This is a genomic window from Candidatus Clostridium stratigraminis (assembly GCF_045310675.1).
GTDB classification, from domain to species: domain Bacteria; phylum Bacillota; class Clostridia; order Clostridiales; family Clostridiaceae; genus Clostridium_AT; species Clostridium_AT stratigraminis.
This window is the reverse complement of record NZ_JBJHZZ010000015.1, coordinates 59,084-70,365: the sequence shown is the minus strand read 5'-3', so window position 1 is coordinate 70,365 and position 11,282 is coordinate 59,084. Positions and strand designations below refer to the sequence as shown.

The window sequence follows — 11,282 nt, the reverse complement described above, 5'->3', positions numbered from 1 at the left end:
ATGACTTCTTCGCGTCTAAAAATGAAAAGGAGTATCGCAAAACTACTTTTCAAGGTAGTTTTGCGACACCCCCTTTTGCATATAAGTGGATGTTTTTACCCTTGACTTACTTTTTTGTAAATTTATTTTACTGGGTTACCAGTTTAGGTGTATAACCTTCGGTCCACAATTCTTTGAGGGTTCGGGCTTTATTGAAACCTCTTCTGATCTTATGAAGTTAAGTTCTTCCTCAACTAAAAGTCCACCGCATTCGCTGCATTTCTGATTTAATCTTGTATTTGCTGTATACCAGGCTTGACCGCATTTTTTACATTTTAGTTTTATCATTTACAAGACTCCTATCCAATAATGTATTTATATCTATTCTCAATAGTTTATTATATAAGGTATACAAGAATATTATGATACATATTGATTGGAAAATAAAGTAAAATATTTAGACAAAATATTTTACTTTATTTTAAAATGTTTATCAATTTGAAGTTTTATGACATAATAGATCAAATGTTAATATATTTATACAGTTATTAAGATCATACTTTTTAATATACTTGAAATAAAATATATAGGAATTCAAATTATATTAATAGACTATTGCTTACATGCAGTGGTCTTTTTAATTAAGTAGAATTAGAGTTTAGGTAAATCAACGCAGAGGCTAATTAAGATAATTAATAATAAAATTAAATATAATTAATTATTATAAACAATATATTGAAATAATTAATTTACATATTGATTTATTTAAAACAACGTATTATAATAGAATCATAGTAAAGGAGAGGAGTATATGAGTTATAAGGTTATAAGCAAATGTCCGGTGTGTAATTCAAAATTAAAAATTGCAAAGCTGAAATGCAATAAATGTGGTACAGTCATAGAAAATGAATTTGAATTTTCTAAATTTGAGTATTTAGAGAAAGAACAGCTTTATTTTATGGAAGTATTCTTAAGGTGCAGAGGAAATATAAAAGACGTAGAAAAGGAGCTAGGCATTTCATATCCAACTGTGAGAGCAAAGCTGGATGATGTGGTTTCAGCACTGGGCTATACTGTTGTAAAAAAGCCTGTTATAGGCAGCACAGATATACTGGATATGCTTGAAAAAGGTGAAATTTCAGCAGAGCAGGCCATAAACATGATGAGAGAAGACTAAAAATAGGGGTTTGAGAATAATAAAAATATAAAGGGTGTGTAATAAAATGAAGGAAGAAGTTAAAAGAATTTTAAAAATGGTTGAAGAAGGAAAGATAGATTCTGACAAGGCAACTGAACTTATTGAAGCCTTAAATAAGCCTTCAAATGATATTCAGCTAGCTGCAGCTTCTAACTTAGATAAAATGCTTAAAGTCAGGGTGCTTTCGGCTACACAAGACACTGTTAATGTAAATGTTCCGGTTAAGTTTTTAAAAGCTATAGGTAACGCTGTAAATAACATTAAAATACCAGGTGTTTCAGAGCAGGAGGGTATTGACATAAAAATGATTATGGAAGCCATTGATTCGGGACTTGAGGGTAAAATTGTAGATGTAAAAAGTTCAAATGGCGACATAATTGAGGTCTCAATAGAATAGAGGGCTCAATTATCTTTGCAGCTTGGAGCTGAAGAAGCCTAGTTGCCTTTAATGAAAGGATTGAATAAGGTGAGAGTTTATGTAAAACTTAGCAGCGGAAGAAGCTTTAAAGTGCCAGCTCCCATTGGGTTTGTAAAAGCTATGCTTGGCCTTGGAAGCCTTGGGGTAAATATAGCTAAAAGGTATATTCCAGAAGATCAAAAGCAGTATGTAGAGTGCATCGATTTTAAAGAACTTCGAAAAGGGCTTAATGTACTTAAAGAATACAAAGGTTTAAGACTTGTGGAAGTAAAAGCCCAGGATGGAACAGAAGTAAGAATAATAATTTAAAAGCGGCCGGTAGGCCGCTTTAATTTTTGCCTTCTATTTGTATAGTTTCTTCTCTAAAAGGCTCTAATTGTATTATTATATAGGCTTCCTTAAATTCCGCTAAAACATCATTTTTTATTGCATGGCATAGATCATGAGCTTCTGTTAATGGCATATCTTTATCAAGTCTTATGTGAATATCAATTTCTCTTTTTTGCCCATTTTTCCTTGTTCTTAGTCTATGATAGTTTTTAACCTCGGGATAAGAGGCTATAATTTTTGTTATTTTATCTATTTCATCTTCAGGAAGAGAGCTATCAAGTAAATCCACCATAGATTTTTTTGTTAAATCATAGGAGGCTTTTATTATTAAAACTGCTACAAAAAGTGCAGTTATTGGGTCAACTATTTTAAGCCCGGTGAATCTTACTATAATAAGTCCAATGAAAACACCAAAAGACGTAGCTACGTCTGTAAGTAAATGCATTCCATCTGCTTCAAGAGCAATTGAATCTGTCTTTTTTGCAATTTTCAAGAGCATCATGGATATTATTAAGTTAACTACAGAAGATACTAGCATTACTATAATTCCAGCACCTGTGCTCTCTATTTGTGCACCCTCAATTATCTTTTTAATTGCTTCATAAATAATTAGTGCAGCTGCTACAAATATTAAAAGTGCCTCAACAAAGCCGGATATATTTTCATATTTGCCATGGCCAAAGGGATGTTCCTTATCTTCGGCTTCCGCTGCTTTTCTTATGGAAAAGAAGGCTATAAAACTAGCGAGTAAGTCAATAGAAGAATGTATAGCTTCTGAAATAACGCTTATGGAACCCATAAATATACCTGCAGCAAGCTTGAAGATAATAAGTATGCTATTTGAAAAAACAGAAAGCAAGGCTGCTTTTCTTTTATCCATAAAAGGTCTCCTTTAAAAAAGTTTTTATCAATTGATAATCTAGTATATGCTAATTATACATTAAATGTTACATAATATCTATAATTTTATTAAAATAATTATAGAATATTGTTATCAATTGAGAATAGAATACAAATGCATTTTTATATCAGAAACAAATGAAAATTACTATTAATCACTTCCAAAAATAGTAATTTTGGCATGTCTAGACAAACTATAGTTGCATAAATCTTGAAATATAACTACAATATACTTATATTAATTTATAATAAAACAAGTATGTTTCAATAATGCATTGAGATTACTAAATGAGTATTAAACATATATTTTATAAATGTTTTTATGTATAAATAGGCCTCAATTAGTAATTGTTTATTTTTAATTGAAATTAGCTATGGGGGTGGAATGGTGAGAAACGAGGATTTTAATATAATGAAAAATGTGACTAAGATAGAACAATATAAGGCACAGCTTTTATGTACTATTGGGGAGTTTTTTAAATTACTTACAAAAGGCAGCAACGTAGCTCAGGATGCTATTTTAGACTGCATTTCAAAAGCTATAATTATGCTTTATATACTTGCTGATAGGCTCGGTTATTCCCATACTGCTGTTGATGAAAGTATGAAGAAAAATTTAAGATTAGGAATAGTTGAGGAAGAGGATGAAAAACCAGATATGGATTTAACTAGATTATATGCTCACTTAAAAGAAAGAGGTTAGAATTTAAATGGATAAAAGCATCTATAAAACAAAGTCTATCGTTGAAGCAGGAATTATATCAGCTATAATAATTGTATTAATGCTAATTACAAGTTACATGCCTTTTATACCATTTATAGGCACTATGATACTTCCACTTCCAGTAGCTATACTTTATGTTCGACATGATCTTAAAGTTACTATTTTAGCTATTTTGGTAAGTACAATAATAATAGCAATGGTTTTTAATCCAGTGAAGGCGCTGCTTTCAGTGTTATCCTTTAGTTTAGTCGGCCTTGTTTTAGGTTATGGAGTAAGGAAGGATAAAAACTCTACTGTCACATTGCTTTTACTCACAGTTGCAACAGCTATATCAAATGCTATTTCTATAGTTATAACCGCAGCTCTTATTGAAAAGACTTCATTATACTCCTTATTAGTTTCATCTATCAATACAATGAATGATGCTTTAAAACAAACTATAGATATTTATAAAGGTATGAGTATGCCACAGCAGCAATTGGATCAGTTTCAAGCAATTATTAAGTTGCTTACACCAGAGCTATTCATTAATATTGCAGCAGCAAGTATAATAATCGGTGCCTTTTTATCTTCAATTATAAATTATCTTGTGGCAAAGGCTGTATTAAGGAGGCTAGGGATTAACTTAAAAAAGTTAAGAAACTTTACAGAGATTTATATTAATAGCTTAGCTGGTGCCATAATTATAATACCTTTACCTCTAGGTGTATATCTACAAGCTAAAAAGATAGCAATTGGCGCTCCTATTTTAACTTCAGGGCTAATGATAATGCAGTATGTTTACCTTGTTATAGGAATATCTGTTGTAACATATTTTCTTTTAAATAAATTTAAATTGACTAAGGGTATAATTGTTTTAATAATAATAGCTACGTTTACAAACTCATTATTTGCAACAGTATTTTTATATGTAGGTTTAGCTGACATGATCTTTGACTTTAGAAAAATAAATCCAGACAGAATCCTAAAGAAATAAAATTTAGGGAGAGCGGTTTAAACATGGATAATAAATTTAATTATTTTAATACCAACAATAGAGTATATTTGGTGATAATAGCTTTTATTATAATAGTTCTATTCGCCTATGGTCATCTTGTGGCAGGATTATCTGCTTTGGTGATGTACGGTTTTTTAATTATGTTTAATATTAGGCATTCAAGGCTTAGAAAAGACGAATGGAAAAAATTTATTGAAGATTTTTCTTCTCAGCTTGACTTTGCCTCAAAGAGCACCCTTCTTAAACTTCCATTTCCGCTAATGATAATTGGAGATAAAGGCAATATAGTTTGGTATAATCAAAATGCGGTAACTATGATGGAAGGGGAAAACCTTTTAGGAAGAAATATAGGAGAAGTTATAAGAAATATCAATTTAAAACAGGTTTTGAGCGAGAAAAAGACTTATTTTCAGGACATTAACTTAAAAAATAGGTATTACAATGTTCATGCAAGTATTGTAAACACTTCAGAAAGTAAAGGAAATGAAGATAATATAATTATATTATATTTTTATGATACTACTGAATATGTAAATTTAAAAAATAGTATTGCTGATGAAAAGGCTTCAGTTATGCTTATAGAGGTAGATAATTTAGAGGATGTGGTAAAGACCGCAAATGAGGATAAAAGACCTCTTCTTATAGCAGAGATAGAAAGAACATTAAATAATTATAGCCAAGGGCTTAATTCAATATTTAAAAAGTATAATACTAACAAATACATCCTTGTTACTCAGGATAGGTATATACAAAGCGAGATTGAAAAGAAATTTGACATATTGGATATTGTCAGGGAAATAAATCAAACTAATCAACTAGCAGTGACACTAAGTGCAGGTGTCGGAAGAAATGGCAGTACCCTTATGGATAATTACACCTTTGCATTGTCTGCAAAAGAACTTGCACTTGGAAGAGGCGGAGATCAGGTAGTTGTAAAAAGTAATGATAAGCTATCTTTTTATGGCGGAAAAACTAAGGAAGTAGAAAAAAGGACCAAGGTAAGAGCCAGGGTTATAGCTCATGCCCTTGTGGATTTAATAAATGGCAGCAGCAATGTGTTTATAATGGGACACAAGAATCCTGACACAGATTGCTTAGGTGCGGCTGTAGGTATTAATAGTGCTGTGAAACTTTTAAATAAACCATGCTCCATTTTATTAGATAATAAGAACTCTGCTTCTAAATCAATTGTTGATAAAATTATGGAGGATCCAGCCTATGAAAATACCTTCATAAATTCAGAAGCCTGCAGACAAAATTTAAATGAAGATAGTCTTTTAATTATTGTAGACGTTCATAATAGAGGTTATGTGCAGGATTATGAGCTTGTTAAAGAATTTAAAAAGATAGTTATAATTGATCATCATAGAAGACTTACAGATGCAATTGAGGGGGTGCTTCTTAGCTATATTGAAACCTATGCTTCCTCTACTTCGGAGCTTGTTACTGAAATGCTTCAATATATGATTGATAATCCTAAAATAAAGCCTATTGAAGCAGAAGCACTACTTGCAGGTATTTGCATCGATACTAAGAACTTTTATTTTAAAACAGGTGTAAGAACCTTTGAAGCCGCAGGTTTTTTAAGGCGTCTTGGAGCTGATACTATAGACATAAAGAAAATGTTTGCCGAAGATTTGGATACTTATGTTAAAAAGGCGGAAATAATTAAATCTGCAAAAGTAAAAGATGGTATGGCTATAGCCATATGTCCACCAGAAATAGAAGATACTGTACTTGCTGCACAGGCAGCGGATGAACTGCTAAATATTACAGGTATTCAAGCCTCATTTGTTCTTGTTAAAATAGAAAATGAGATTTTTATTAGCGGTAGATCCCTGGGTGATGTCAATGTACAGATAATCTTGGAAACTTTAGGGGGCGGAGGGCACATTTCCATGGCAGGTGCAAAATTGTCCGATATAACCTTAGAGGAAGCTGTAGAAAGTGTTAAAAAAGCAATTGATAAATACTTAGAGGAGAGTGAAAAGTAATGAAAGTTATTTTATTGGCCGATATTAAAGGTGTAGGTAAGAAAAGTGAAGTAATAAATGCTTCAGATGGATATGCAAGAAATTATTTATTTCCAAGAAAACTTGCAGAAGAAGCTACTGAAGTTAATTTAAGCGTTTTAAATCAAAAGAAGGAAACTGAAAGAAGAAAGAAACTGGCAGAAATTGAAGAAGCTCAAAAGCAGGCTGATGAGCTAAAAGGGAAAGAAGTTAAAATAGCAGGAAAGTGTGGAGAAAACGGCAGATTATTTGGGTCTATAACTAACAAGGATGTAGCTGATGCTTTAAATATGCAGTATAAGTTGAACATTGATAAGAAGAAGTTAGTTGTAGATGCTATAAGGCAGCTTGGAACTTACGAAGTTGAAGTTAAGCTTTATCCAGAGGTTTCTACAAAAATAAAGGTTGTAATTGTAGAACAATAATAGCATTGTTTCTCCTTAAATGCTAATAGAGGGGGAAAAACGTTGAAGTCAGAGTTTAAAATCGAAACAAATTTTGAAGAATTAAAGTCCCAAGATATAACCATGGAATCTCAAGTTGAGGTGCTATTTGAGGTTATAAAAAATGTTTTAGATGAAGGTGCTATGAAGGCAAGAATAGTTAAATATAAGCTTCAAAAGCATATTCATAGCGGAGACATATATAAAAGGATATATGCATTAAATAAAATTGCAAGTGATGGTAAAGGTATAGATGTCATACCTAATGCAAATAACATTCATGAGGCTTTGAAAGATACTAATAAGTGGATAGCTGATGCAGTAGCAAAAAAATATGTGCAGAATGAAATTGAAAAAGAAGTTGAAGCTGCACTTATGGAGAGACAGGAAAAGTATGTAGAAGAAGTTAGACTTGGTATTCTTAGAAAACAAAAGGGTCCTGAGAATGCAAAGACTCTTAAAAAATATTCTGATCTTGAAGTTTTAGATTCGAAAAAATTAACAAGAAATATACAAACTATGCTTAGGCCAGAAAGCTTTAGTGAAATAGTAGGCCAAGAAAGAGCCATAAAAGCCCTCTTATCAAAAATAGCTTCACCATACCCACAGCATATAATTCTATATGGACCTCCAGGAGTGGGTAAAACAACGGCAGCAAGGCTTGCCCTAGAAGAAGCTAAAAAGCTTAAATATACTCCTTTTAAAAAGGAGGCAAAGTTTGTAGAAGTAGATGGAACAACTCTTAGATGGGACCCTAGAGAAATAACAAATCCACTACTAGGCTCAGTACATGATCCTATTTATATGGGAAGCAAAAGAGACTTAGCTGAGATAGGAATACCAGAGCCTAAACCAGGACTTGTTACAGAAGCTCATGGAGGAGTTTTATTTATTGATGAAATTGGAGAACTTGATGACATTTTGCAAAACAAGCTATTAAAGGTATTAGAAGATAAGAGAGTAGAATTTTCTTCCTCCTATTATGATCCTGAGGATGAAAATACTCCAAAGTATATAAAATATTTATTCGATAATGGCGCACCTGCTGATTTTGTTTTAATTGGGGCAACTACAAGAGAGCCTCATGAAATAAATCCAGCACTTCGTTCTAGATGCACAGAGGTATATTTTGAGCCCTTGTCTGCAAAGGATATTGAAGAAATAGTTGAAAATGCTGCAGTTAAGCTTAATATGGAGCTTGAAAGCGGAGTTTCAGAATTTATTAGCAGGTTTACTATTGAAGGCAGAAAGGCTGTTAATCTGCTTTCTGATGTCTATGGTTATGTACTATATAGCAATAAGAACTTTAAAAAGGATGAAAAGGTAAATATAACACTAGAAGATATTAAAGAAACAATTTCTGCATGCAGACTTGTTCCATATGAAGAAGTCAGCACAGATAAAGATAAGGAAATTGGACATGTTTATGGACTAGGTGTCAGCGGATTCATAGGCTCCACAATAGAAATTGAAGCAGCTATATTTGAAGCTAAGGATAAAGGAACAGGTCAAGTGCGTTTTAATGAAACCGCCGGCAGTATGGCAAAGGATTCCGTATTTAATGCGGCATCCGTAATAAGAAGATTAACAAATAAGGATATAAAGGACTATGATATTCATGTTAATATTATAGGTGGTGGAAATATAGATGGTCCATCAGCTGGAGCAGCTATTACAATTTGTATAATAAGTGCTCTTTTAAATAAACCGGTAAGACAAGACGTAGCAATAACTGGTGAAATATCTTTAAGAGGAAATGTGAAACCAGTAGGTGGAATTTTTGAAAAGGTTTATGGAGCCAGAAGAAAGGGCATAAAACTTGTTATTGTTCCAAAGGATAACTTAAAAGAAGTTCCTTCAGGATTTAAGGACATTGAAGTAATGGCAATAGAAACCATAGAAGAATTAATGGATATAGTTTTTTAAGCAAGGGACACAACAATTGATAATTGTTGTGCGCAGGTAAAAGTCCTAAATGAACTTTTACGGGTAACCTAGCCGATGGGAATCGGTGAGTACAGGTTGCCTAGTACAAAGGAATACAAGGGGGAAAGCATTATGGAGACTCCTCTTAGAAGTCTTCCTCACAATATAGATGCTGAACAAAATGTTATTGGTTCCATGCTATTAAATAAAACTTCCATAGCTCAGGCTGTGGAAGTTTTAAAAGCTGAGGATTTTTATAGAGATTCGCATAAGATTTTATTTAATACTGTACTGGAGCTATATAAAAAGGATACTCCAGTAGATATGGTAACACTAACAGAGGCTTTATCCTCTATGCAAAAATTGGAGGCTGCCGGTGGAATTACATATATAAGTGAGATTTGTGATTCTGTGGTCTCTACAGTAAATTTTAGTTCCTATATAAAGATTGTTGCTGAAAAGTCTATGCTTAGAAAGCTTATAAAAGCATCTTCTGAAATTATAGAGGACAGTTACAGTAAGCAGGATGATGTACCTGCTGTACTTGATGCAGCTGAGCAAAGGGTGTTTAATATTGCAGAAAAAAGAGGTAATTCAGACTTTGAGCCAATGAGTACAGTACTTGAAAAAGGTTTTTTGGAAATTGAAAGGCTGTTTGGTAATAAGGGCGAAATTACTGGTATTTCTTCTGGTTTCCCAGACTTGGATGCTAAAACCTCTGGTTTTCAAAAGGGGGATATGGTGCTTGTTGCAGCAAGACCTTCTATGGGTAAAACTACCTTTGCGCTTAATTTAGCCCAAAATGCAGCCTTAAGAGGAGGTAAGAGTATAGCTATTTTCTCCTTGGAAATGTCTAAAGAACAGCTCGCCTATAAGCTTCTTTGTGCAGAGGCCAATGTGGATATGCTTAAACTTAGAACTGGTGATTTAGATGACAGGGACTGGGAAAACATAGCTAGAGCCTCCGGACCACTTGCAGCGGCTAAAATATATATAGATGATTCTGCAGGTGTATCAGTAATGGAAATGAGATCAAAATGCAGAAGGCTGAAAATAGAACATGGAATAGATATGATTCTTATTGACTATTTGCAGCTTATGTCTGGCAGTAATTCTGAAAGCAGGCAGCAAGAAGTATCTGAAATTTCTAGATCTATTAAGGCTTTAGCAAAAGAAATGCAGTGCCCTGTAATAGCTCTTTCACAGCTATCAAGAGCACCAGAGCAAAGAGCTGACCATAGACCAATGCTATCAGACTTAAGAGAATCAGGTTCTATAGAGCAGGATGCTGACGTAGTTATGTTTTTGTATAGAGATGAATACTACAATAAGGAGACAGAAGACAAAAATGTAGCCGAATGTATTATTGCAAAGCAGAGAAACGGTCCAACTGGCACTGTAAAGCTGGCATGGATTGGACAATACAGTAAGTTTGGAATTTTAGATGTGGTTCATTAATAGAAAAAATAAAAGATGTGCAGCCTTTTAAAGACTGCACATCTAAATTAATGAATATCTATTTTTTTCTTTTTGTCATTACCGTTAGTTAACTTAGGTAAGGTGATTTTTAAAACACCATCCTTAAAGGAAGCGTCTATTTTATCCTCATCTACATTATCGATGTAAAAGCTTCTTATAAACTCTCCATAATGCCTTTCACGTCTTACATAGTTTTCCTTCTCATCCTTTATTGTATCATCTCTTTTTACGCTAACTGTTAAATAGTTGCTCTCATAGTCAATGTTAATAGCTTTTTTATCCATACCAGGAAGATCTGCTTCCACCAGATAATTATCTTTTGTTTCTTTTAGATCAACTTTAAAACTTCCATAAATGTTACTTAATTCTTGAGTAAAATCAGTATTAAAGAAGTCTCTGAAAAATTGTCCAAAATCATCATCGCCTATATTCAACATATGTCTTTTGAAAGGAATCATTTCAAACATATCAAATACCTCCAATTAATATATTTAATTTCTATGCTTTTATAATACTACAAAGGTCAAAGAAAGTCAAAGTCTATAAATTAGAGATAATTAAAGAAAATCTACAAGATTTCATCCTTCAAATCTATAGTTTAGCATAATCAACCTAATTAAAAGTAGAATATGATTATTGATGGAATTTAGTAATCCTTATAAAATAGTAAAGAAGGTGTGTGTATTACTTTGGGGGATTAGCAGTATGAGTAATAGGATTATTTGCTAAACTTGATTCGAAAGTTTAATTGTAGTAAAATTTATATATGCTCCTGTAGCTCAGTTGGTAGAGCAACTGATTCGTAATCAGTAGGTCGTGGGTTCGATTCCCTTCAGGAGCTCCAGTAAAATCAATAGCTCTAGGAAATCCTAGAGC

At 32.7% G+C, this 11,282-nt stretch carries 12 protein-coding genes and 1 tRNA gene; 10 read left to right on the top strand and 3 right to left on the bottom strand.

Annotated elements, in window-relative coordinates; translation table 11 throughout:
* Positions 1-135 precede the first annotated feature (135 nt).
* On the bottom strand, positions 136-327 hold the full coding sequence (locus ACJDUG_RS15400; RefSeq protein WP_406770759.1) for a hypothetical protein: 192 nt from the start codon (positions 325-327) through the stop codon (positions 136-138).
* Between the two features lie 463 nt (positions 328-790).
* Here ACJDUG_RS15400 and ACJDUG_RS15395 point away from each other — a divergent pair, with 463 nt between their 5' ends.
* From ACJDUG_RS15395 to ACJDUG_RS15385, 3 genes are read left to right on the top strand one after another with little or no spacing between them, the layout of a single operon-like run.
* Entirely contained in the window at positions 791-1,156 is a 366-nt protein-coding gene (locus ACJDUG_RS15395) for a DUF2089 domain-containing protein (protein WP_406770758.1), read from the top strand.
* A gap of 46 nt (positions 1,157-1,202) precedes the next feature.
* Positions 1,203-1,574 (top strand): SHOCT-like domain-containing protein, encoded by a 372-nt coding sequence (locus tag ACJDUG_RS15390; RefSeq protein ID WP_406770757.1) that lies wholly within the window; start codon positions 1,203-1,205, stop codon positions 1,572-1,574.
* 51 nt (positions 1,575-1,625) lie between these two features.
* On the top strand, positions 1,626-1,904 hold the full coding sequence (locus ACJDUG_RS15385) for a hypothetical protein (protein WP_406770756.1): 279 nt from the start codon (positions 1,626-1,628) through the stop codon (positions 1,902-1,904).
* A 19-nt stretch (positions 1,905-1,923) separates the two neighbouring features.
* On the opposite strand, the gene ACJDUG_RS15380 is transcribed toward ACJDUG_RS15385, so the two are convergent.
* Complete coding sequence (locus ACJDUG_RS15380) at positions 1,924-2,805, bottom strand: cation diffusion facilitator family transporter (protein ID WP_406770755.1); 882 nt, start codon at positions 2,803-2,805, stop codon at positions 1,924-1,926.
* A 408-nt stretch (positions 2,806-3,213) separates the two neighbouring features.
* On the opposite strand from ACJDUG_RS15380, the gene ACJDUG_RS15375 reads away from it, so the two are divergent.
* From ACJDUG_RS15375 to ACJDUG_RS15350, 6 genes are all read left to right on the top strand, one after another.
* A complete protein-coding gene (locus tag ACJDUG_RS15375) occupies positions 3,214-3,528 on the top strand; it encodes a MazG-like family protein (RefSeq protein ID WP_406770763.1) in 315 nt (104 codons plus the stop codon).
* 7 nt (positions 3,529-3,535) lie between these two features.
* Positions 3,536-4,525 (top strand): YybS family protein, encoded by a 990-nt coding sequence (locus ACJDUG_RS15370; protein ID WP_406770754.1) that lies wholly within the window; start codon positions 3,536-3,538, stop codon positions 4,523-4,525.
* Between the two features lie 23 nt (positions 4,526-4,548).
* The gene (locus tag ACJDUG_RS15365; protein WP_406770753.1) at positions 4,549-6,540 is read left to right on the top strand and encodes a DHH family phosphoesterase; all 1,992 of its coding nucleotides are present in this window, start codon (positions 4,549-4,551) and stop codon (positions 6,538-6,540) included.
* On the top strand, positions 6,540-6,983 hold the full coding sequence (gene rplI, locus ACJDUG_RS15360; RefSeq protein WP_406770752.1) for a 50S ribosomal protein L9: 444 nt from the start codon (positions 6,540-6,542) through the stop codon (positions 6,981-6,983). The genes ACJDUG_RS15365 and rplI overlap by 1 nt, the downstream gene beginning before the upstream one ends.
* Positions 6,984-7,085: 102 nt before the next feature.
* Positions 7,086-8,927: a Lon family ATP-dependent protease gene (gene lonC, locus ACJDUG_RS15355; protein ID WP_406770762.1), complete on the top strand. Its 1,842-nt coding sequence runs from the start codon at positions 7,086-7,088 to the stop codon at positions 8,925-8,927.
* A 132-nt stretch (positions 8,928-9,059) separates the two neighbouring features.
* Positions 9,060-10,385: a replicative DNA helicase gene (locus tag ACJDUG_RS15350; RefSeq protein WP_406770751.1), complete on the top strand. Its 1,326-nt coding sequence runs from the start codon at positions 9,060-9,062 to the stop codon at positions 10,383-10,385.
* A 47-nt stretch (positions 10,386-10,432) separates the two neighbouring features.
* On the opposite strand, the gene hsp18 is transcribed toward ACJDUG_RS15350, so the two are convergent.
* Positions 10,433-10,873, bottom strand: a complete 441-nt coding sequence (gene hsp18 / locus ACJDUG_RS15345) for a heat shock protein Hsp18 (protein WP_406770750.1) — start codon at positions 10,871-10,873, stop codon at positions 10,433-10,435.
* A 301-nt stretch (positions 10,874-11,174) separates the two neighbouring features.
* Between hsp18 and ACJDUG_RS15340 the strand changes: the two genes are divergently transcribed.
* Positions 11,175-11,250 (top strand) — tRNA-Thr (locus ACJDUG_RS15340).
* The last annotated feature ends 32 nt before the right edge of the window (positions 11,251-11,282 follow it).